Origin of the sequence: Bacillus sp. G16, from assembly GCF_021282335.1 — a bacterium.
GTDB lineage: Bacteria > Bacillota > Bacilli > Bacillales > Bacillaceae > Bacillus > Bacillus inaquosorum.
The window spans coordinates 51,236-73,944 of the sequence record NZ_JAJSOZ010000008.1; the positions used below are offsets into that span (position 1 = coordinate 51,236).

At 44.0% G+C, this 22,709-nt stretch carries 23 protein-coding genes; 21 read left to right on the top strand and 2 right to left on the bottom strand.

Annotation, left to right across the window (positions count from 1 at the left end; translation table 11 throughout):
- Nucleotides 1-4 precede the first annotated feature (4 nt).
- Nucleotides 5-1,048 carry a DNA polymerase III subunit delta gene (gene holA / locus LWH95_RS12125; RefSeq protein ID WP_232919674.1) on the top strand — a complete coding sequence of 348 codons (1,044 nt, stop codon included), beginning with the start codon at nt 5-7 and terminating at the stop codon, nt 1,046-1,048.
- A 14-nt stretch (nt 1,049-1,062) separates the two neighbouring features.
- On the opposite strand, the gene rpsT is transcribed toward holA, so the two are convergent.
- Nucleotides 1,063-1,329 (bottom strand): 30S ribosomal protein S20, encoded by a 267-nt coding sequence (gene rpsT / locus LWH95_RS12130; protein WP_003229989.1) that lies wholly within the window; start codon nt 1,327-1,329, stop codon nt 1,063-1,065.
- 202 nt (nt 1,330-1,531) lie between these two features.
- Between rpsT and gpr the strand changes: the two genes are divergently transcribed.
- From gpr to mtaB, 12 genes are all read left to right on the top strand, one after another.
- The gene (gpr, locus tag LWH95_RS12135) at nt 1,532-2,638 is read left to right on the top strand and encodes a GPR endopeptidase (RefSeq protein ID WP_003237103.1); all 1,107 of its coding nucleotides are present in this window, start codon (nt 1,532-1,534) and stop codon (nt 2,636-2,638) included.
- Nucleotides 2,639-2,700: 62 nt separating this feature from the next.
- Nucleotides 2,701-3,906 (top strand): spore autolysin SpoIIP, encoded by a 1,206-nt coding sequence (gene spoIIP / locus LWH95_RS12140; RefSeq protein WP_003237102.1) that lies wholly within the window; start codon nt 2,701-2,703, stop codon nt 3,904-3,906.
- A 16-nt stretch (nt 3,907-3,922) separates the two neighbouring features.
- The gene (locus LWH95_RS12145; protein ID WP_003237101.1) at nt 3,923-4,261 is read left to right on the top strand and encodes a YqxA family protein; all 339 of its coding nucleotides are present in this window, start codon (nt 3,923-3,925) and stop codon (nt 4,259-4,261) included.
- Between the two features lie 132 nt (nt 4,262-4,393).
- Nucleotides 4,394-6,232, top strand: a complete 1,839-nt coding sequence (gene lepA / locus LWH95_RS12150) for a translation elongation factor 4 (RefSeq protein WP_003237100.1) — start codon at nt 4,394-4,396, stop codon at nt 6,230-6,232.
- Nucleotides 6,233-6,284: 52 nt separating this feature from the next.
- Nucleotides 6,285-7,424 (top strand): radical SAM family heme chaperone HemW, encoded by a 1,140-nt coding sequence (gene hemW, locus LWH95_RS12155; RefSeq protein WP_232919675.1) that lies wholly within the window; start codon nt 6,285-6,287, stop codon nt 7,422-7,424.
- A gap of 80 nt (nt 7,425-7,504) precedes the next feature.
- On the top strand, nt 7,505-8,536 hold the full coding sequence (gene hrcA / locus LWH95_RS12160; protein WP_003237098.1) for a heat-inducible transcriptional repressor HrcA: 1,032 nt from the start codon (nt 7,505-7,507) through the stop codon (nt 8,534-8,536).
- Nucleotides 8,537-8,607: 71 nt separating this feature from the next.
- On the top strand, nt 8,608-9,171 hold the full coding sequence (grpE, locus tag LWH95_RS12165; protein WP_003237097.1) for a nucleotide exchange factor GrpE: 564 nt from the start codon (nt 8,608-8,610) through the stop codon (nt 9,169-9,171).
- Between the two features lie 23 nt (nt 9,172-9,194).
- Nucleotides 9,195-11,030 carry a molecular chaperone DnaK gene (gene dnaK, locus LWH95_RS12170; RefSeq protein ID WP_069839515.1) on the top strand — a complete coding sequence of 612 codons (1,836 nt, stop codon included), beginning with the start codon at nt 9,195-9,197 and terminating at the stop codon, nt 11,028-11,030.
- A 199-nt stretch (nt 11,031-11,229) separates the two neighbouring features.
- On the top strand, nt 11,230-12,357 hold the full coding sequence (dnaJ, locus tag LWH95_RS12175) for a molecular chaperone DnaJ (RefSeq protein WP_003237095.1): 1,128 nt from the start codon (nt 11,230-11,232) through the stop codon (nt 12,355-12,357).
- A 24-nt stretch (nt 12,358-12,381) separates the two neighbouring features.
- Nucleotides 12,382-13,317 carry a 50S ribosomal protein L11 methyltransferase gene (gene prmA / locus LWH95_RS12180; protein ID WP_019258930.1) on the top strand — a complete coding sequence of 312 codons (936 nt, stop codon included), beginning with the start codon at nt 12,382-12,384 and terminating at the stop codon, nt 13,315-13,317.
- Between the two features lie 22 nt (nt 13,318-13,339).
- Nucleotides 13,340-14,110: a 16S rRNA (uracil(1498)-N(3))-methyltransferase gene (locus LWH95_RS12185; protein ID WP_232919676.1), complete on the top strand. Its 771-nt coding sequence runs from the start codon at nt 13,340-13,342 to the stop codon at nt 14,108-14,110.
- Nucleotides 14,110-15,465 (top strand): tRNA (N(6)-L-threonylcarbamoyladenosine(37)-C(2))-methylthiotransferase MtaB, encoded by a 1,356-nt coding sequence (mtaB, locus tag LWH95_RS12190; protein WP_232919677.1) that lies wholly within the window; start codon nt 14,110-14,112, stop codon nt 15,463-15,465. The genes LWH95_RS12185 and mtaB overlap by 1 nt, the downstream gene beginning before the upstream one ends.
- A 34-nt stretch (nt 15,466-15,499) precedes the next feature.
- On the opposite strand, the gene LWH95_RS12195 is transcribed toward mtaB, so the two are convergent.
- The gene (locus LWH95_RS12195; RefSeq protein ID WP_232919721.1) at nt 15,500-16,423 is read right to left on the bottom strand and encodes a Na/Pi symporter; all 924 of its coding nucleotides are present in this window, start codon (nt 16,421-16,423) and stop codon (nt 15,500-15,502) included.
- 172 nt (nt 16,424-16,595) lie between these two features.
- Between LWH95_RS12195 and rpsU the strand changes: the two genes are divergently transcribed.
- From rpsU to LWH95_RS12235, 8 genes are all read left to right on the top strand, one after another.
- Nucleotides 16,596-16,769, top strand: coding sequence for a 30S ribosomal protein S21 (gene rpsU, locus LWH95_RS12200; protein WP_003152957.1), 174 nt, complete (start codon nt 16,596-16,598; stop codon nt 16,767-16,769).
- A 14-nt stretch (nt 16,770-16,783) separates the two neighbouring features.
- The gene (locus tag LWH95_RS12205; protein WP_003230022.1) at nt 16,784-17,230 is read left to right on the top strand and encodes a GatB/YqeY domain-containing protein; all 447 of its coding nucleotides are present in this window, start codon (nt 16,784-16,786) and stop codon (nt 17,228-17,230) included.
- A gap of 130 nt (nt 17,231-17,360) precedes the next feature.
- Entirely contained in the window at nt 17,361-18,674 is a 1,314-nt protein-coding gene (locus LWH95_RS12210; RefSeq protein WP_232919678.1) for an NfeD family protein, read from the top strand.
- 21 nt (nt 18,675-18,695) lie between these two features.
- Entirely contained in the window at nt 18,696-19,691 is a 996-nt protein-coding gene (floA, locus tag LWH95_RS12215; protein WP_232919679.1) for a flotillin-like protein FloA, read from the top strand.
- A gap of 24 nt (nt 19,692-19,715) precedes the next feature.
- Nucleotides 19,716-20,132 (top strand): hypothetical protein, encoded by a 417-nt coding sequence (locus tag LWH95_RS12220; RefSeq protein ID WP_232919680.1) that lies wholly within the window; start codon nt 19,716-19,718, stop codon nt 20,130-20,132.
- A 56-nt stretch (nt 20,133-20,188) separates the two neighbouring features.
- Nucleotides 20,189-20,470, top strand: a complete 282-nt coding sequence (gene yqfC, locus LWH95_RS12225; protein ID WP_003237082.1) for a sporulation protein YqfC — start codon at nt 20,189-20,191, stop codon at nt 20,468-20,470.
- A gap of 18 nt (nt 20,471-20,488) precedes the next feature.
- Nucleotides 20,489-21,685: a sporulation protein YqfD gene (gene yqfD, locus LWH95_RS12230; protein ID WP_019258924.1), complete on the top strand. Its 1,197-nt coding sequence runs from the start codon at nt 20,489-20,491 to the stop codon at nt 21,683-21,685.
- Nucleotides 21,682-22,641 carry a PhoH family protein gene (locus tag LWH95_RS12235; RefSeq protein ID WP_060399048.1) on the top strand — a complete coding sequence of 320 codons (960 nt, stop codon included), beginning with the start codon at nt 21,682-21,684 and terminating at the stop codon, nt 22,639-22,641. The genes yqfD and LWH95_RS12235 overlap by 4 nt, the downstream gene beginning before the upstream one ends.
- Nucleotides 22,642-22,709: the final 68 nt, after the last annotated feature.

The following is a 22,709-nucleotide window of genomic DNA, read 5'->3' on the forward strand; positions in this document are numbered from 1 at the left end:
AACAATGGTATTTGATGTGTGGAAAAGCCTGAAAAAAGGAGATGTCCATCCGGTTTATTGTTTATACGGAAAAGAGACGTATCTGCTGCAAGAAACCGTCAGCAGGATCAGACAGACGGTTGTTGATCAGGAGACAAAGGATTTCAATCTATCCGTTTTTGATCTGGAAGAGGACCCGCTGGATCAAGCGATTGCAGATGCTGAAACGTTTCCGTTTATGGGGGAGCGGCGTCTTGTCATTGTGAAAAATCCATATTTTTTAACAGGTGAGAAGAAAAAAGAAAAAATTGAGCACAACGTCAGTGCGCTTGAAACATATATACAATCGCCTGCGCCTTACACGGTCTTTGTCCTGCTTGCCCCGTATGAAAAGCTGGATGAGCGGAAAAAACTGACGAAAGCGCTAAAGAAGCACGCGTTTATGATGGAGGCGAAGGAATTAAACGCAAAGGAGACCACAGACTTTACTGTTAACCTTGCAAAAACCGAGCAGAAAACAATCGGCACTGAAGCGGCGGAACATTTGGTTCTGCTTGTGAATGGACATCTGTCATTGATTTTTCAGGAGATTCAAAAGCTCTGCACGTTTATTGGAGATCGTGAAGAAATTACGCTTGATGATGTGAAAATGCTTGTTGCGAGAAGCCTGGAGCAAAATATTTTTGAGCTGATCAATAAAATCGTCAACCGCAAACGAACGGAGAGCCTGCAAATTTTTTATGATTTGCTCAAACAAAACGAAGAACCGATCAAAATCATGGCGCTTATTTCGAACCAGTTCCGGCTGATTCTGCAGACAAAATACTTCGCGGAGCAAGGATACGGACAAAAACAAATCGCTTCTAATTTAAAAGTTCACCCATTTCGGGTAAAGCTGGCGATGGATCAAGCAAGGCTTTTTTCAGAGGCGGAGCTCCGGTCAATTATTGAACAGCTTGCCGTTATGGACTATGAGATGAAAACAGGGAAAAAGGACAAGCAGCTCCTGCTCGAACTGTTCCTTTTACAGCTGTTAAAAAGAAATGAAAAAAACGATCCCCATCATTGAGGATCGTTTTTATATTATGCAGAAAGTCCGTTCACTTTTTTCGCTAGTCTTGATTTGTATCGAGCTGCGGTATTTTTGTGTACAAGACCTGTTTTCACTGCTTTATCAATACGTTTAGCTGCTTCAGTAAGAGCAGTTTTCGCTTTGTCAGCTTCGTTGTTAGCAACAGAAGCTTCAACTTGTTTGATTGCAGTACGCATAGCAGATTTGATTGTCGCGTTATGAACGCGGCGTTCGTTGTTTGTTTTTGTACGTTTAATCGCTGATTTAATGTTTGGCATGTGTTTCACCTCCTAAGATACAACCTGTAGCACAGTGTCTTAAGGTTAAATCTTCTTCACAATAGAACAAATTGTATTCTATCAAACACATCTTTAGATTGCAATATAAATGTAAAGTATTTTTCATTGAAGGATCTCTTTTTAGCATGATTCATACACCAAATGGCAACAATATAGGTACTGAATGTGAAGGAGGCCCCTGATGAAAAAGAGTGAACTGGATGTTAATCAGTATTTGATACGAACCGATTTGGCAGTGGAAACGAAGGAAGCAATGGCCAATCAGCAGGCTGTGCCGACAAAAGAAATTAAAGGTTTTATCGAAAAAGAACGAGATCGCGGCGGCATTAAAATCCGCACTGTTGATATTACAAAGGAAGGCGCGGAGCTATCGGGAAAAAAAGAAGGGCGCTATTTAACGCTTGAGGCGCAAGGAATCAGAGAGAATGATTCGGAAATGCAGGAAAAAGTCTCTGCTGTCTTTGCGGAGGAATTCTCGGCTTTTCTTGAAAGCCTTAATATCTCAAAAGATGCGAGCTGTTTGATCGTCGGGCTCGGCAACTGGAACGTGACACCTGATGCGCTGGGACCGATGGCTGTAGAAAATCTATTGGTAACAAGGCACCTGTTCAAGCTTCAGCCGGAAAACGTGCAGGAAGGGTATAGGCCTGTCAGTGCGTTTGCACCTGGTGTGATGGGGATTACGGGAATCGAAACAAGCGACATTATTAAAGGCGTGATAGAGCAATCGAAGCCTGATTTTGTCATTGCCATTGATGCACTGGCGGCGCGGGCCGTGGAAAGGGTCAACACAACCATTCAAATATCGGATACAGGCATTCACCCGGGATCAGGTGTGGGAAATAAACGAAAAGATTTAAGCAAAGACACGCTCGGTGTACCGGTGATCGCCATCGGAGTTCCGACGGTCGTTGACGCGGTGACGATTGCCAGCGACACGGTGGACTACATATTAAAACATTTTGGCAGAGAAATGAAGGATGACAGGCCGTCAAGATCACTTGTTCCGGCTGGCATGACGTTTGGGAAAAAGAAAGTGCTCACTGAAGAAGATCTTCCTGATCAAAAGCAGCGTCAATCGTTCCTCGGCATCGTCGGAACCCTTCAAGAAGATGAAAAACGGCAGCTCATTCACGAGGTGCTGTCGCCTTTAGGCCACAATTTAATGGTCACGCCGAAGGAAGTTGATTCTTTTATCGACGATATGGCTAATGTGCTGGCGAATGGATTAAACACAGCGCTTCATGAAAAAGTGTCACAAGAAAACAAAGGCTCCTACAATCACTAAACTGTTCTACTTCCTCTAGCTTGTTCATAGAGTAATTACTAGACAAGCGCTGGAGGGATTCAATGAGAAATAAACGCAGAAACAGACAAATTGTTGTTGCGGTAAATGGCGGGAAAGCGGTAAAAGCCATCTTTCTATTTATCGCAAGCCTTATCGTGATTTTTGTTCTATCCGGTGTGCTGACGTCTCTCCGGCCGGAACTCAGGCCGTCGTCTGACTCTTTTTACGGGATTGCTGAAGAATTGCCGGGGGACATGTTTGCACACTTGCTGCGGATGGAAAACCATTATTTCGCTTCTGACCTTTCTCAAACCGACAGCTCATTCCATCTTTCACGTCTTTCTTTGAAGCTGGCGACAAGCATTAACCTCGAAGATCCGCGGAGTTTTCTTGGCCGGGAGCTGCCGGGGTTTGCACAATTTGATACCGAGATCCTGTTAGCTGGACAAGGCACGGATTATACGAATATGCCGGCGGAATCGCCGCCGCCGTCAAAGGTGATGGAGGAAGAAAGAGAAGCGAATTTGGCAGAGATTGAAAAACAGCAAACACAATCAGATCATGCGCAAAAAGATCCGCCGAAACAAACAACCGGTGATAAAAAGGTCGTCTTTATCTATCACACACACAATACGGAATCATATCTCCCTCTATTAAAAGGCGAGACCGATCCTGATATGGCGCGCCATTCTAAAGCCAACGTCACGCTCGTAGGAGATATGTTCGGAAAAGCGCTTGAATCCCAAGGCATCGGAGCCACAGTGAATAAAACCGATATACAGGCAAAACTGAACAAAAAAGGCTTAAACTATGCCAGATCCTATGATGAATCAAGGCCGGTTGTCAAAGATGCGCTCACCTCAAACAAAAATCTGCAATATATCATTGACATCCACAGAGACTCACGGCGCAAAAAAGATACGACAGCAACGATTAATGGGAAAAGCTATGCCCGGGTCGCCTTTGTCGTCGGCAAAAAAAGCAAGAATTTCGAAGAAAACTATAAAATTGCAAGCGAGCTTCATAAGCTGATGGAGAAAAAATACCCCGGACTCAGCACAGGTGTCTTTTCAAAAGGCTCGCCAGGAGATAACGGTGTTTACAATCAGGACTTAACCGACAGAGCGCTTTTGCTCGAATTTGGCGGAGTAGATAATAACCTCGAGGAGCTGCAGCGTGCAGCTGACGCAGCCGCAGACGTATTCAGCGAAATATACTGGGATGCTGAAAAGGTCAACGCAGAGAGCGGCGAGACGAAAAAACAATAAGAAATAGGTGGTTGATTTGATTGCATACTTTGGCAAATGCTTGCTGCTTGTCACGATCATGTTTTTAGGCGTACTGTTCGGCATGCAGCAGGCGAATAATGGGATGCTGAGTATGAAAGGCTATCATGACCCTTCACTTAAGGGAGCGTTTACGCTCACCGACGGAAAAAATAATGAAAAAGAAGCTTCGATTTTAGGAGAAACAGTTACGGCGAAAGATTTAGAAGAAAAACAAAAAGAGCTGGAACAGGTGGAAACGTTCAATATGTTCTCTAAAGCCGGAAAAGCGCTTTCGGACACCGTAACCAACACTGCCCAGTCAATGTATGAATGGATACGGGATCTGAATCAATAGTGCGTGAAAGAGAAAAGCAGCCCAGGTTTGACAGGGAACTTTTCTCTTTCTTGTTTTACATTGAATCTTTACAATCCTATTGATATAATCTAAGCTAGTGTATTTTGCGTTTAATAGTAGGAGTGATAGATTGTGACAGATAAAGAAAAGCGTTTAGAGAGGCAGTCGAGAATACGGAATTTCTCTATCATTGCCCATATTGACCACGGAAAATCGACCTTAGCGGATCGTATTTTAGAAAAAACGTCGGCAATCACTCAACGAGAAATGAAAGAACAATTGCTCGATTCTATGGATCTTGAACGTGAACGGGGCATAACGATTAAGTTAAACTCTGTTCAGCTTAAATACAAAGCAAAAGACGGAGAGGAATATATTTTCCATCTGATTGATACGCCGGGACACGTCGACTTCACGTACGAAGTATCCCGAAGCCTTGCTGCCTGCGAAGGAGCGATTCTTGTCGTGGATGCAGCACAGGGAATTGAAGCGCAGACGCTCGCCAATGTCTACTTAGCGCTTGACAACGATCTTGAAATACTTCCGGTCATCAATAAAATCGATCTTCCCAGTGCCGAGCCTGAACGTGTGCGCCAAGAGGTAGAGGACGTCATCGGCCTTGACGCATCAGAAGCCGTGCTTGCGTCAGCAAAAGCCGGTATCGGGATTGAGGAGATTTTAGAACAGATCGTAGAAAAGGTGCCCGCTCCGACCGGAGATCCAGAGGCGCCGCTCAAAGCGCTGATCTTCGACTCGCTTTATGATGCCTATCGCGGTGTCGTGGCGTATATCAGAGTCGTTGAAGGAACGGTAAAACCGGGACAAAAAATCAAAATGATGGCAACCGGCAAAGAATTCGAAGTAACAGAAGTCGGCGTATTCACGCCGAAAGCGACTCCGACAAATGAACTGACGGTCGGTGATGTAGGCTTCCTGACTGCCTCTATCAAAAATGTCGGTGACACGCGTGTCGGTGATACAATAACGAGCGCTGCCAATCCTGCAGACGAAGCACTGCCGGGATACCGAAAGCTCAACCCGATGGTGTACTGCGGATTGTACCCAATTGATACAGCAAAATATAATGATTTAAGGGAAGCCCTTGAAAAACTTGAGCTGAATGATTCCGCGCTTCAATATGAAGCGGAAACTTCACAAGCGCTTGGATTTGGGTTCCGCTGCGGATTTTTAGGTATGCTCCACATGGAGATCATTCAGGAGCGCATTGAGCGTGAGTTCAACATCGACCTGATTACGACAGCGCCAAGCGTTATCTATGACGTGTATATGACAGACGGCGAAAAGGTCGTTGTCGACAACCCGTCCAACATGCCGGACCCTCAAAAGATCGAACGGATTGAGGAGCCGTACGTAAAAGCGACAATGATGGTGCCGAATGACTACGTCGGCGCTGTAATGGAGCTTTGCCAAGGCAAGCGCGGCAATTTCATTGATATGCAATATTTGGACGCAAACCGTGTCAGCATCATTTATGACATGCCGTTAGCGGAAATCGTATACGAGTTTTTTGACCAGCTGAAATCAAGCACAAAAGGCTATGCGTCCTTTGATTATGAACTGATCGGCTACAAACCGTCTAAGCTTGTGAAAATGGACATTATGCTGAACGGTGAAAAAATCGATGCTCTTTCCTTTATCGTGCATCGTGATTACGCATATGAACGCGGAAAAGTGATCGTTGAAAAACTGAAAGAGCTCATTCCGCGCCAGCAGTTCGAGGTTCCGGTCCAAGCCGCAATCGGCCAGAAAATCGTGGCCCGCTCTACCATAAAAGCAATGCGTAAAAACGTATTGGCTAAATGTTACGGAGGGGACATCTCACGTAAACGGAAACTTCTTGAAAAACAAAAAGAAGGAAAACGCCGAATGAAGCAGGTCGGCTCAGTTGAAGTGCCGCAAGAAGCATTCATGGCAGTTCTGAAAATGGACGACAGTCCGAAAAAACAATAGAAGCCGCCGCAGTCCTGTACTGCGGCTTCTTTCTGTAAAGAAGGTGAATTCGTTGAAATCAGCTTATATCCATATCCCATTTTGTGAGCACATTTGCCACTACTGCGATTTCAATAAATATTTTATTCAAAGCCAGCCTGTCGATGAGTATTTAAACGCGCTCGAACAGGAAATGATAAATACAATTGCAAAAACAGGGCAGCCTGACATCAAAACGATCTTTATCGGAGGAGGCACGCCGACCTCCCTGTCTGAGGAACAGCTCAAAAAGCTGATGGACACGATCATCCGAGTGCTGAAGCCCTCAAGCGCCTTGTCGGAATTTGCGGTTGAAGCAAATCCGGACGACTTGTCCGCAGGGAAATTAAAAATTTTAAAAGAAGCAGGCGTAAATCGCCTCAGCTTCGGTGTCCAAACATTCGAAGACGATCTGTTAGAAAAAATCGGCCGAGTGCACAAACAAAAAGATGTATTTGCCTCTTTTGAAAGGGCGCGGGAAATCGGATTTGACAATATCAGTCTTGATTTAATGTTCGGACTTCCGGGACAAACCCTCAAGCATCTGGATCATTCTTTAAATACTGCTTTATCGCTGGACGCCGAGCATTATTCCGTGTACTCACTCATTGTAGAACCGAAAACGGTATTTTATAATCTGATGCAAAAAGGTCGTCTGCATCTGCCGCCACAGGAGCAGGAAGCTGAAATGTATGAAATGGTGATGAGCCGGATGGAAGCTCACGGCATTCATCAATATGAAATCAGCAACTTTGCCAAGGCAGGCATGGAATCTAAGCACAATCTGACGTATTGGAGCAACGAGGAATATTTCGGTTTCGGAGCAGGAGCCCACGGATATATCAGCGGTACACGGACAGTAAACGTCGGACCTGTCAAACATTACATTGATCTGATAGCTGAAAAAGGCTTTCCGTACAGAGATACACATGAAGTGACAACAGAAGAACAAATTGAAGAAGAAATGTTTTTAGGCCTGAGAAAAATAGCCGGTGTCAGTAAAAAACGATTTGCAGAAAAATACGGGCGTTCCCTGGATGAACTTTTCCCAAGTGTATTAAAAGACCTCGCTGAAAAAGGGCTGATTCACAATTCGGAGTCTGCCGTTTGTTTGACTCATCAGGGAAAATTATTAGGTAATGAAGTTTTTGGCGCTTTTTTGGGTGAGTTATAATTGACATTTTTCTTGTGGTTTGATACTTTTGTTATAGAATTAGCACTCGCTTATCGAGAGTGCTAACAGAGGTGATGATGATGTTAACAAATCGTCAGCTGCTGATCCTTCAGGTCATAATCAACGATTTTATTAAATCGGCGCAGCCGGTAGGGTCAAGAACTCTTTCGAAAAAAGATGAAATCACATTTAGCTCTGCAACAATAAGAAACGAGATGGCTGACTTGGAAGAATTGGGCTTCATTGAAAAAACCCATTCATCCTCAGGACGTGTTCCGTCAGAAAAAGGGTACCGGTACTATGTTGACCATTTGCTGTCACCCGTCAAACTGACAAAAAGCGATCTGGACCAAATCCACTCGATCTTCAAAGAGAAAATTTTCGAGCTGGAGAAGACAGTTCAAAAATCAGCGCAAATTTTGTCCGATCTGACGAATTATACATCCATCGTACTCGGGCCGAAGCTGAGTGAGAATTACCTTAAACAGATTCAAATCATACCGATTCAGCCCGATATGGCAGTAGCGATTCTCGTTACCAATACGGGACATGTGGAAAACAAAACGATTAATTTTCCAGCCAAAATGGATCTGTCTGATATTGAAAAACTGGTAAATATACTCAACGACCGTTTAAGCGGCGTTCCAATGGATGAACTGAATGAGCGCATATTTAAGGAAGTCGTCATGTACCTAAGACAGCACATTACGAACTATGACAATATTCTTGACGCGCTTCGTTCTACCTTTCATTCCACAAGCCACGTCGAAAAATTGTTTTTCGGCGGAAAAATCAACATGCTGAACCAGCCGGAGTTCCATGATATTACCAGAGTTCGGTCGCTGCTCTCGTTAATCGAAAAAGAACAGGACGTTTTAAAGCTTGTTCAATCCCCACACACGGGAATTTCGATTAAAATCGGGAAAGAAAACGACTATGAAGAGATGGAAAACTGCAGTCTGATTACGGCTTCTTATTCTGTCGATCAGAAGCAGATCGGCTCAATTGCGATCATCGGCCCGACCCGCATGAATTATTCCAGGGTTGTCAGCCTGCTTCAGCATGTGACTTCGGACTTGTCAAAAGCATTAACAAGTTTGTATGATGAATAAGGGAATTTTGGCAAATTTTATCGAAGGGCAGCACCCGCCCTTCTCCTTACACTTTGAGGGAGGTGAACACAATGTCAGAAGAAAAACAAACCGTTGAACAAAACGAAACAGAAGAGCAAGAAGTCATTGAAGAACAAGCAGCCGCTGAAGAACAGCAGGAAGAAACAAATGAAAGCGAACTTCTTCAAAATCAAATTAACGAATTGCAAGGTTTGCTTGAGGAAAAAGAAAACAAACTTTTGCGTGTTCAAGCAGACTTTGAAAACTATAAACGACGCAGCCGTTTAGAGATGGAAGCGTCCCAAAAATACCGTTCTCAAAACATCGTGGCTGATTTGCTGCCGGCTCTTGACAGCTTTGAAAGAGCGCTTCAGGTTGAAGCCGACAATGAACAGACGAAAAGTTTGCTCCAAGGAATGGAAATGGTCCACCGTCAGCTCGTAGAAGCCTTGAAAAAAGAAGGTGTGGAAGCCATTGAAGCTGTAGGGCAGGAATTTGATCCTAATCTGCACCAAGCCGTTATGCAGGCTGAAGATGAAAACTACGGCTCCAACATTGTTGTTGAGGAAATGCAAAAAGGCTATAAGCTGAAGGATCGCGTCATTCGCCCTTCCATGGTCAAAGTGAATCAATAATTACATAGCAGGAGGTTATTCAAGTGAGTAAAGTTATCGGAATCGACTTAGGTACAACAAACTCATGTGTGGCAGTGCTTGAAGGCGGAGAGCCTAAAGTTATTGCTAACGCTGAAGGAAACCGCACAACGCCATCAGTTGTTGCATTCAAAAACGGCGAACGCCAAGTAGGGGAAGTGGCTAAACGCCAATCTATCACAAACCCTAACACAATCATGTCTGTTAAACGCCATATGGGTACAGATTATAAAGTTGAAATTGAAGGAAAAGATTACACTCCTCAAGAAGTGTCTGCTATCATCCTTCAACATCTTAAATCATACGCTGAGAGCTATCTTGGCGAAACAGTATCAAAAGCAGTTATCACAGTTCCTGCATACTTTAACGATGCTGAGCGTCAAGCAACAAAAGACGCTGGTAAAATTGCAGGTCTTGAAGTAGAACGTATCATCAACGAGCCGACTGCAGCAGCGCTTGCATACGGACTTGATAAAACAGATGAAGATCAAACGATCCTAGTATATGACCTTGGCGGCGGTACATTCGACGTTTCAATCCTTGAACTTGGCGACGGTGTATTCGAAGTTCGTTCAACTGCCGGCGACAACCGTCTTGGCGGGGACGATTTTGACCAAGTCATCATCGATCATCTTGTGTCTGAATTCAAAAAAGAAAACGGCATTGATCTGTCAAAAGACAAAATGGCGCTCCAGCGTTTGAAAGACGCAGCTGAAAAAGCGAAAAAAGATCTTTCCGGCGTTTCTTCTACGCAAATTTCTTTACCGTTTATCACAGCTGGAGAAGCAGGACCGCTTCACCTTGAACTTACATTAACCCGCGCTAAATTCGAAGAGCTTTCTTCTCATTTAGTAGAGCGCACAATGGGTCCTGTCCGTCAAGCGCTTCAAGATGCAGGACTTTCTGCAAGCGAAATCGACAAAGTCATCCTTGTCGGCGGATCAACTCGTATCCCTGCTGTACAAGAAGCAATCAAAAAAGAAACTGGAAAAGAAGCGCATAAAGGCGTAAACCCAGATGAAGTTGTAGCGCTTGGTGCTGCAATTCAGGGCGGCGTTATCACTGGTGATGTAAAAGACGTAGTTCTTCTTGACGTTACACCGCTTTCTCTCGGTATCGAAACAATGGGCGGCGTGTTCACAAAACTGATCGACCGCAACACGACGATCCCGACAAGCAAATCTCAAGTGTTCTCAACTGCTGCTGATAACCAAACAGCTGTTGATATCCATGTTCTTCAAGGTGAGCGCCCAATGTCTGCCGACAACAAAACACTCGGCCGCTTCCAGCTTACTGATATCCCGCCAGCACCGCGCGGCGTGCCTCAAATCGAAGTTTCTTTCGATATTGACAAAAACGGTATCGTAAACGTAAGAGCAAAAGACTTAGGCACAGGAAAAGAACAAAACATTACTATCAAATCTTCTTCAGGTCTTTCTGATGATGAGATCGAACGCATGGTAAAAGAAGCGGAAGAAAATGCTGATGCTGATGCGAAGAAAAAAGAAGAAATTGAAGTCCGCAACGAAGCAGATCAGCTTGTTTTCCAAACTGAGAAAACATTAAAAGATCTTGAAGGCAAAGTGGACGAAGAACAAGTGAAAAAAGCCAACGATGCCAAAGACGCTTTAAAAGCAGCGATTGAGAAAAACGAATTTGAAGAAATCAAAGCGAAAAAAGATGAGCTTCAAACAATCGTTCAAGAGCTTTCTATGAAGCTTTATGAAGAAGCTGCTAAAGCACAGCAAGCTCAAGGCGGAGCAAACGCTGAAGGCAAAGCGGATGACAACGTTGTCGACGCTGAATACGAAGAAGTAAACGACGACCAAAACAAAAAATAAGTTCCTTTCCGAGTCAGTCCCGCTTCTGGGGCTGACCGAAAAGAACCCATTTCATAATCTGATTCAATGATTAGAAAGTCAAAGTCAGGCATCTCTTGGCTTTGACTTTTTTTCTTGCCCGGGATAAAAGGAATTGAAAAATCATAATTCAAAATGATACAATCTAATTTATGTGAGAAATTCGGGAGAGTGAAGCGAGATGAGTAAGCGTGATCACTATGAAGTGCTGGGAGTAAGTAAGAGCGCTTCAAAGGATGAAATTAAAAAAGCTTATCGGAAGCTGTCAAAAAAATATCATCCTGATATTAACAAAGAAGCCGGATCGGATGAAAAATTTAAAGAGGTAAAAGAAGCGTACGAAACCCTGTCAGATGACCAAAAACGTGCGCATTACGACCAATTTGGGCATACTGATCCTAATCAGGGCTTCGGCGGCGGAGGTTTTGGCGGCGGCGATTTCGGCGGTTTTGGTTTCGATGATATTTTCTCAAGTATTTTCGGCGGAGGCACAAGACGAAGAGATCCTAACGCACCGCGCCAAGGTGCCGATTTGCAGTATACGATGACCTTGTCGTTTGAGGATGCCGCTTTCGGTAAAGAAACGACCATCGAAATTCCGCGTGAGGAAACGTGCGACACATGTAAAGGTTCAGGTGCGAAACCTGGAACAACCCCTGAAACGTGCTCCCACTGCGGAGGCTCCGGCCAGTTAAACGTGGAGCAAAATACACCGTTTGGAAAAGTTGTTAACAGACGTGTCTGCCACCACTGTGAAGGTACGGGCAAAATTATTAAAGACAAATGTGCGGATTGCGGCGGCAAAGGAAAAATCAAAAAACGCAAAAAAATTAACGTGACAATTCCAGCCGGTGTAGATGACGGGCAGCAGCTTCGTCTCGCGGGACAGGGTGAACCAGGAGTAAACGGCGGCCCTGCCGGGGATTTATTTGTCGTGTTCCACGTGCGCGCCCACGAGTTCTTCGAGCGTGACGGCGATGATATTTACTGTGAAATGCCGTTAACGTTTGCTCAGGCTGCTCTCGGTGATGAAGTGGAAGTTCCGACGCTGCATGGAAAAGTGAAATTGAAAATTCCAGCCGGTACACAAACAGGAACAAAATTCAGATTAAGAGGCAAAGGCGTTCAAAATGTCAGAGGCTATGGACAGGGTGACCAGCATATCGTCGTCCGCGTCGTTACGCCGACAAACCTGACAGATAAACAAAAAGACATTATCCGCGAATTTGCCGAGGTCAGCGGAAACCTGCCGGACGAACAGGAAATGAGTTTCTTTGACAAGGTAAAACGCGCGTTTAAAGGCGATTAATTATTGGATGAGGAGTTGGTAGTTTTGAAATGGTCCGAATTAAGCATTCACACAACACATGAAGCGGTCGAACCTATCTCAAATATATTGCATGAAGCTGGTGCAAGTGGGGTTGTGATAGAGGACCCGCTTGATTTAATTAAAGAACGTGAGAATGTGTACGGGGAAATCTACCAGCTCGACCCCAATGATTATCCAGACGAGGGTGTCATTGTTAAAGCATACCTGCCGGTTAACAGTTTTCTAGGCGAGACGGTGGATGGCATTAAAGAAACGATTAATAATCTGCTTCTTTACAATATTGATTTGGGCAGAAATCACATCACGATTTCTGAAGTGAATGAAGAAGAGTGGGCCACTGCCTGGAAAAAGTATTATCATCCTGTGAAAATTTCTGAAAAGTTTACAATTGTGCCGACGTGGGAGGAATATACGCCGGTCCATACAGATGAACTGATTATTGAGATGGACCCGGGAATGGCATTCGGTACAGGAACACACCCAACAACCGTACTGTGCATTCAGGCGCTTGAACGCTTTGTGCAAAAGGGCGATAAGGTGATTGATGTCGGTACAGGTTCCGGAATTTTAAGTATTGCGGCTGCAATGCTTGAGGCGGAATCGGTTCATGCATACGATCTTGATCCCGTAGCTGTAGAAAGTGCACGCCTCAATCTCAAGCTGAACAAAGTGAGCGATACTGCTCAAGTGAAGCAAAATAATTTGTTAGACGGGATTGAAGGGGAACATGATGTGATTGTTGCCAACATTTTGGCTGAAGTCATTCTTCGCTTTACTTCACAAGCGTACAGCCTGTTAAAAGAAGGCGGCCATTTTATTACGTCAGGAATCATCGGCCATAAAAAACAAGAAGTAAAAGAAGCACTGGAACAAGCTGGCTTTACCATTGTAGAAATCCTTTCAATGGAAGATTGGGTCAGCATTATTGCGAAAAAATAACAGTTAGTAGGTGTCACAGCGTATGCAACGATATTTTATCGAGCTCACGAAGCAGCAAATGGAGGAAGCGCCGGCTTTTTCGATTACCGGCGAAGATGTTCATCATATTGTGAACGTTATGAGAATGAATGAGGGAGATCTGATTATCTGCTGCTCTCAGGACGGCTTCGAGGCAAAATGTGAGTTACAATCTGTTTCCAAAGATAATGTGTCCTGTCTTGTGGTAGAATGGACGAATGAAAACAGAGAGCTTCCGATAAAGGTTTATATTGCGAGCGGCCTCCCGAAAGGAGATAAGCTTGAATGGATTATCCAAAAGGGGACTGAGCTCGGAGCTCATGCCTTTATTCCTTTCCAAGCCGCTCGTTCAGTTGTTAAGCTGGATGATAAAAAGGCAAAGAAAAAGCGGGAAAGATGGACGAAAATCGCGAAGGAAGCGGCTGAACAATCGTACCGTAACGAAGTGCCGCAAGTGATGGATGTCCATTCTTTTCAGCAGCTTCTTCAAAGGATGCAGGATTTCGATAAATGTGTCGTTGCATACGAGGAGTCATCGAAGCAAGGGGAAATAAGCGCATTCAGCGCGGTTGTAAGCAGCCTTCCGAAAGGATCATCCCTTTTGATCGTTTTTGGTCCCGAAGGCGGTTTAACAGAAGCGGAGGTTGAACGGCTCACAGAGAAAGACGGTGTACCGTGCGGCCTTGGACCGAGAATTTTAAGGACAGAAACCGCTCCGCTATACGCGTTGAGTGCGATTTCTTATCAAACAGAGTTATTAAGAGGTGATCAATAATGGCAACTGTTGCTTTCCATACGCTTGGCTGTAAAGTCAACCATTATGAAACAGAAGCAATCTGGCAGCTTTTCAAAGAAGCGGGCTATGAAAGAAGAGACTTTGAACAAACAGCTGATGTATATGTCATTAATACATGTACGGTAACAAATACGGGAGATAAAAAAAGCCGCCAAGTGATCAGACGCGCCATTCGTCAAAATCCTGACGGTGTCATCTGTGTCACAGGCTGCTATGCGCAAACCTCGCCTGCTGAGATTATGGCGATCCCTGGTGTCGATATTGTAGTCGGAACACAGGACCGGGAAAAAATGCTCGGCTACATCGACCAATACCGAGAAGAACGCCAGCCGATTAACGGTGTCAGCAATATCATGAAAGCAAGAGTGTATGAGGAGCTTGATGTACCTGCTTTCACGGACCGGACAAGAGCGTCATTGAAAATACAGGAAGGCTGCAATAATTTCTGCACATTCTGTATCATTCCGTGGGCCCGCGGCCTGCTTCGCTCCCGCGATCCTGAAGAAGTCATTAAACAGGCGCAGCAGCTTGTCGATGCCGGATATAAAGAAATTGTTCTAACCGGTATTCATACAGGCGGCTACGGCGAAGATATGAAAGATTACAACTTCGCTAAACTCTTGAGAGAATTAGACACTCGTGTTGAAGGCGTTAAAAGGATCAGAATTTCTTCGATCGAGGCTAGCCAGATCACAGACGAAGTGATCGAGGTCTTAGACCGCTCAGATAAGATTGTGAATCATTTGCATATTCCTATCCAATCCGGATCAAACACAGTGCTTAAACGGATGAGACGTAAATATACGATGGAGTTTTTTGCAGACCGTTTAAACAAATTGAAAAAAGCATTGCCAGGCTTAGCTGTAACTTCTGACGTTATTGTAGGGTTCCCTGGCGAAACAGAAGAAGAATTTATGGAAACCTATAACTTTATTAAAGAACATAAATTCTCTGAACTGCATGTTTTCCCTTACAGTAAGCGCACAGGAACGCCAGCTGCGCGAATGGAAGACCAAGTGGATGAAAACGTGAAAAATGAACGTGTACACCGCCTGATTGCTCTTTCTGATCAACTTGCGAAGGAATACGCTTCTCAGTATGAAAATGAAGTGCTTGAGATTATCCCTGAGGAAGCGTATAAGGAAACAGAAGAAGAGAACATGTTTGTCGGTTACACAGACAACTATATGAAGGTTGTTTTCAAAGGAACGGAAGATATGATCGGCAAAATCGTGAAGGTCAAAATCAAAAAAGCAGGTTATCCATACAACGAAGGGCAATTTGTCCGTGTTGTTGAGGACGAAATAACTGAACATATGCGTTTGTCTTCTTAATTTAAAAACTGGTGCATTTACATGCACTGGTTTTTTATTTAGCTGGAATAAGGAAGTGAATCAAGCGGTAAAACAAGTTTGTAAGCGGAAGAAATAAAAGAGCTGTTACCACATTAAATAAAAGGCTGAAATGCGCGATCCTTTGTGCGGGATCAGGTGATAACTGTTCTACAAAGCCGGTCGCTGCTGTCAGAAAAGGAAAAACAATAGCCACGCCCAGCACGTTAAATACCACATGGGCATACGCTGTCTGTTTCGCTGCATATCCGCCGGATACAGCAGCCATGACAGCTGTAATGCATGTCCCGATATTTGACCCGAGTACGACGCTCATCGCCTGTGTCAGTCCGATAATGCCTTCATTCATAAAGCTCATCAAAATGCCGATGCAGACGGAGCTTGAGTGAATGATGGCAGTTAACACCATACCGATGAGCAAAGCGGACCAGTTTGAGTCGTTAACGTGGTATAGAACGTTGGCTCCCGTTTTCAGCTTTGTAAGCGGTCCTGCAAGGTGGCTAAACCCGCTGATGCAAAAAAAGATGATGCCCAGTCCGAGGAAGCTTGTTCCCAGCTGTCTTAAGGGATACCTGCCAGTCAGAAAAAACAATAAACCGCCTATCAAAAGAATCCAAATCAACACATCCATTTTGATGGCAATAAATTCAGTTGTAAAGGTCGACCCGACATTTGTTCCTAGAATCATCGGTATCGTTCTCTTAAAAGAAAGAACGCCTGCACTTACAAAGCCAATGACAATAACCATAAAGGCTGAACTGCTCTGAAGAATCCCCGTAAATACAATACTGATAAGAAACGCTTTTAACGGATGGTTCGTAAATAAAAGCAAACGTTCTTCAATTTTTGAGTACGCCATTGAAATTAAGCCTTTTCGAAGCATGTTCATGCCTGCGAGAAAGAATAATATAAGAGCAGTAAAACTGATCAGAATCACCATCTTATTCACCAACCCCTTTCCATCATTATATAGACAGGCAGTCGCGCTCATGACGGAAAAGTGAACTCACTTAGTTGACCTGACTGATGGCTTATATTATAATGTCAAAGTACATGTTTATATGTGTAACTTAAAGGTAGTCGATTGGTGTATTCGGAGGGAGGGAAAGAGAATGTCAAAAACGGTCGTTAGAAAAAACGAATCGCTTGAAGATGCTCTTCGTCGCTTCAAACGCAGTGTATCAAAGACAGGTACTTTGCAAGAAGCAAGAAAGCGTGAATTTTATGAAAAACCTAGCGTAAAGCGCAAGAAAAAGTCTGAAGCTGCTAGAAAACGCAAATTCTAAAAGAGGGTGGATTTATGAGTCTTCTTGAGCGTCTTAACCAGGATATGAAGCTATATATGAAAAACCGTGAGAAAGACAAACTGACTGTCGTTCGAATGGTTAAGGCTTCACTTCAAAATGAAGCAATTAAGCTTAAGAAAGACAGTTTGACCGAGGATGAGGAACTCACTGTCCTTTCTCGTGAACTTAAGCAACGTAAAGACTCCCTCCAGGAATTTTCAAACGCTAATCGTTTAGATTTAGTAGATAAAGTTCAAAAAGAGCTGGACATTTTAGAAGTTTATTTACCTGAGCAGCTGTCAGAAGAAGAGCTGCGTACAATCGTAAATGAAACCATCGCGGAGGTCGGTGCGAGCTCAAAAGCGGACATGGGCAAAGTGATGGGGGCAATTATGCCTAAAGTAAAAGGTAAAGCTGACGGAAGTTTAATTAATAAACTTGTGAGCAGTCAACTGTCTTAAATGGCAAAGAAAAGGACATCTTTCTAAGAGAGATGTCTTTTTTTATACATAAAAAAATGAAACCTTTGATACATTTGTTACGTATGAAGAGAAGGCACTTATTATTAAAGGAAGGAGGGATACACCGCCCTTGCTTCACATCAAAGGATTCCGTGTTGCTCTATTGAGCATATTTTTACTTTCTTTATTAGGCGTACAGCTGAACGCAAAAGCAGAAAAACAAACGGTTTATGTGATCCCGATTGAAAAAAATGTCGAACAGGGTCTCGCCTCGTTTTTGTCCCGTTCATTACAGGATGCAAAAGAAGCCCATGCAGATCATATTATTCTTGATATCAATACGCCGGGAGGATTGGTCAAATCAGCTATTGATATAGCGGATTTGATAACCGAAAGCGAGATCCCTGTAACTGCATATGTAAACAAACGCGCGTTGTCAGCTGGTGCATATATTGCCCTGCAAGCCGATAACATTTATATGGCGCCCGGCGGAAAAATGGGAGCGGCCGCGATTATTGACGGTAAAGGCAATGCCGCTGACCAAAAAGCTGAATCGCTTTGGCTTGCAGAGATGGAAGATGCCGCAGTGAAAAATAATCGCGATCCAAAATATGCGCTCGCAATGGCTGACCCGGATATAGATGCCAAGGAAGTCGGCGCGCCGAAGGGTGATCTGCTGACACTTAATGCTGATAAGGCGATTGATGTTGGCTATTCAGAAGGCAATGCTGACAATTTATCCGTGCTCGTAAAGAAGCTTGGGTTTGAAAAAGCACACATCAGCTATGCAAAGGAAAGCTTAGCGGAAAAGACAGCAAGATGGCTGACGAACCCGGTCATTGTTCCTATTCTGCTGACAATCGCTTTTTTAGGTCTGACGGTGGAGCTTTTTTCCCCGGGTGTCGGCATACCTGGAACGATTGGATTCATTGCTTTGCTGCTGTTCTTTTACGGGCATCTCGCAGCCGGCCTTGCAGGATACGAAACGGTTCTCCTCTTTATAGCAGGGGTGATCCTCATCCTGCTTGAGATTTTCCTTCCCGGGGGAATCATTGGATTACTGGGCTTAGGAGCGATTATTGCGAGCCTGTTTTTAGCCGCGGGAAGCTTCACTGTCATGGCGGTTTCTCTCTTGATCGCCTCAGCTGTTTCTATTACAGCTTTCATTTTACTGACAAGGGTGTTGGGAAAGCGTATGAAATTCTTTAAGAAATTGATATTAAATGATTCTACAAATACGGAGAGCGGCTACGTATCAAATCAAACACGCACGGACTTAATGGGCAAAGTGGGTGTAACCTTTACACCGCTGCGTCCCGCCGGTACCGTCATTATTGATGATGAACGTCTTGACGTCGTTTCAGAGGGATCGTTTACAGAAAAAGATAAGAAAGTAAAAGTGATTAAAGTAGAAGGCTCACGCATTGTCGTGCGAGAAATTTAAACAGAAACGAGGAGAATAGATATGGATCCATCAACACTCATGATTCTGGCTATTATCGTAGTAGGAATCATTGTTTTAGCTGTATTTTTTACATTTGTGCCTGTGATGCTTTGGATTTCAGCGTTAGCAGCCGGAGTGAGAATCAGTATTTTCACTCTTGTAGGGATGAGGCTTCGCCGCGTTATACCAAACCGAGTTGTGAACCCATTGATTAAAGCGCATAAGGCTGGGCTTAATGTTGCTACCAATCAGCTTGAAAGCCACTATCTTGCAGGAGGAAACGTTGACAGAGTTGTCAATGCCCTGATCGCTGCTCAGCGAGCCAACATTGAACTCACATTCGAACGCTGTGCTGCTATTGATCTTGCCGGCCGTGACGTATTGGAAGCCGTGCAGATGAGTGTTAACCCTAAGGTGATTGAAACACCATTTATTGCCGGTGTTGCCATGGACGGGATTGAAATGAAAGCGAAAGCGAGAATCACAGTAAGAGCGAATATCGAACGCCTCGTCGGGGGAGCAGGGGAAGAAACCATTGTAGCCCGTGTCGGCGAAGGGATTGTCTCTACAATCGGTTCATCAGATAATCATAAAAAAGTGCTTGAAAACCCTGATATGATTTCTCAGACAGTCCTTGGAAAGGGATTGGACTCAGGAACTGCGTTTGAAATTCTCTCGATTGATATTGCTGATGTTGACATCGGTAAAAATATCGGTGCGATCTTACAAACCGATCAGGCTGAGGCTGATAAAAACATCGCGCAAGCAAAAGCGGAAGAACGCCGTGCGATGGCTGTCGCTCAGGAACAGGAAATGCGCGCCCGCGTAGAAGAAATGCGCGCGAAAGTGGTAGAAGCCGAAGCGGAAGTACCGCTTGCGATGGCAGAAGCTTTACGTGAAGGGAATATTGGCGTCATGGACTACATGAATATCAAAAACATCGATGCTGACACAGAAATGCGTGATTCATTCGGCAAGCTGACGAAAGATTCGTCTGATGAAGACCGCAAATCATAATCTCTCTAAGAAGGGAGAACTCTGATGGAAGATATACTGACCAATCCGCTTATTATTGCAGCGATTATCGGAATCATTTCTGCGATTTTCGGCAAAAAGAACAAAGAAGAAAAGAAAAGTAGCCAAAACAGAAAAAAGCCTCAGCAGATGCAAACTGCTTCTCCTCAAAAGAAGCAGGCAGAAGAAGTATCTGCCCCTATTCCTAACCGCATGGAACAGGTAAGACGGGAAGCGGAAGAAAGACGCAGGGAAACAGAAAGAAACCTGAAAGGGCTGGAACGTGATCTTACTGCAGGTAAACAAAAAGCAGTATACACAAAACAAAAAATGCTCCAGGTTAATAAAGACACTGTGGTACAGGGGATCGTCTTAGGAGAGGTATTCGGGCCTCCAAGGGCGAAAAAACCTCACCATACGATGCGCTCGGCCCGTAAAAATTAAAGTGTTAGAACCTCCTTTCAAATCATACATATGAGATGAAAGGGGGTTCTTTTTGTATGGGGCAAAGAAAGAATCGTGTGAAAGCTTGGCTGACAAGAGCATTGGAAATTCCCCCGGACGTTATGATGGATCTGCCGCGGATTACAATGGTTGGCAGACTTCATATCTACATAGAAAACCATAGAGGTCTTTTGCTTTTCAGTGAGAATGAAGTGAGGCTGATGCTGAAGCAGGGCCAGTGCATCATATCAGGAAAAAACTTTGTCATCAAGGCGATTCTTCCGGAAGAAATTCTTTTGGAGGGTACGATTGATGTCGTTCGATATGTTGAGTCATAAAGCCGAGGGGGAAATGTTGTGAAAAATAAATGGTTGTCTTTTTTTTCGGGTAAGGTCCAGCTTGAATTGACGGGAAGAGGGATTGAACGGCTTCTTAATGAATGCACAAGACAGGGGATTCCGGTCTTTCATGTCAAAAAAAAGAAAGAAGCCGTATCGTTATATATACAGCTTCAGGATGTACATGCCTTTCGGCGGGTGAGAAGAAAATTTAAATGTAAAGCCCGATTTATTAATAGGAAGGGATTCCCTTTCCTGTTACTGAAATCAAAGCTGAATATAGGGTTTACGATCGGTTTTGCAATGTTTTTCATCCTTTTGTTTTTGCTTTCCAATATGGTGTGGAAAATTGATGTGACAGGCGCTAAGCCGGAAACGGAACATCAAATGATGCAGCATCTTAATGAAATCGGCGTCAAAAAGGGGCGTCTGCAGTTTTTAATGATGTCGCCCGAAAAAATACAAAAATCGTTAACCAATGGAATAGACAATATCACCTGGGTCGGTGTTGATCTGAAGGGGACGACCATTCATATGAAAGTCGTGGAGAAAAATGAGCCCGAAAAAGAAAAGTATGTAAGCCCGCGCGATATTGTCGCCAAAAAGAAAGCAACCATTACAAGAATGTTTGTACAAAAAGGACAGCCGATGGCCGCAATCCACGATCATGTGGAAAAGGGACAGCTACTTGTTTCAGGACTCATCGGCAGCGAAGAGCAACAGCAGGAAGTCGCCTCAAAAGCAGAAATCTACGGAGAAACCTGGTACAAATCTGAAGTGACAGTCCCGCTTGAAACATTATTTAACGTCTATACGGGCAAAGTAAGGACAAAGCACAAGCTTTCTTTTGGCTCTTTGGCCATCCCGATCTGGGGTATGACATTTAAAAAAGAGGAATTGAAGCACCCAAAAACAGAACAAGAAAAGCATTCGCTGAATTTTCTCGGATTTAAGCTCCCTATATCCTATATCAAAGAGCAAACGAGAGAAAGTGAAGAAGCTTTGCGAAAATATACGAAAGAAGAAGCAGTTCAAGAAGGCATAAAAATGGGTAAACTGGATGTAGAGGATAAAATAGGCGAAAACGGCGAGGTGAAAAGTGAAAAAGTTTTGCACCAGACTGTTGAGAATGGTAAAGTAAAGTTGATTATTCTCTACCAAGTTATAGAAGATATCGTTCAAACCACACCTATTGTCAGGGAGACTGAAGAATGACAGAACATTTACTTGCGATGAATCAAAAACTGAAAAGCCCGGACGAGGCGCTTTCACTGTTCGGGAACCAAGATTCTTTTTTGAAATTGATGGAGAAAGATCTGAATGTAAATATCATTACGCGCGGCGAAACGATTTATGTTTCAGGCGATGAAGAATCGTTTCAGATTGCAGATAAGCTGCTGGGATCGCTCCTCGCTTTAATTCGCAAGGGGATAGAGATCTCTGAACGTGATGTGATTTACGCCGTCAAAATGGCAAAGAAGAATGAACTTGAATACTTTGAAAGCATGTACGAAGAAGAAATTACAAAAAACGCAAAAGGCAAATCAATCCGTGTAAAAACGATAGGACAGCGGGAATACGTGGCCGCCATGAAGCGGAATGACCTTGTATTCGGCATCGGTCCGGCGGGAACCGGGAAAACGTACCTGGCTGTCGTAAAAGCAGTCCATGCTTTAAAAAACGGACATATCAAAAAAATCATTTTAACAAGACCTGCCGTGGAAGCCGGTGAAAGCCTCGGTTTTCTGCCAGGTGACCTCAAAGAGAAAGTAGATCCTTATTTGCGCCCGCTGTATGACGCTCTTCATGATGTGCTTGGGGCAGATCATACAGAACGTCTGATGGAAAGAGGCATCATTGAAATTGCTCCGCTTGCATATATGAGAGGACGGACGCTTGATGATGCTTATGTTATACTTGATGAAGCACAGAATACCACGCCTGCTCAAATGAAAATGTTTTTGACGAGACTGGGCTTTGGCTCTAAAATGATCATTACAGGTGACGTTAGCCAAATTGATCTGCCGAAAGGCGTCAAATCGGGACTTGCAGTAGCGAAGGAGATGCTGAGAGGAATAGACGGCATTTCTATGATTGAGCTAGACCAGACAGACGTGGTCAGACATCCGCTTGTTGCGAAAATTATTGAAGCATACGATAAGCAAAATTAATGCTGAATGACCCGATCGCGCGTTATCGGGTCATTTTTATGATTGCTTATGGGCTTGATGTTTCAAGA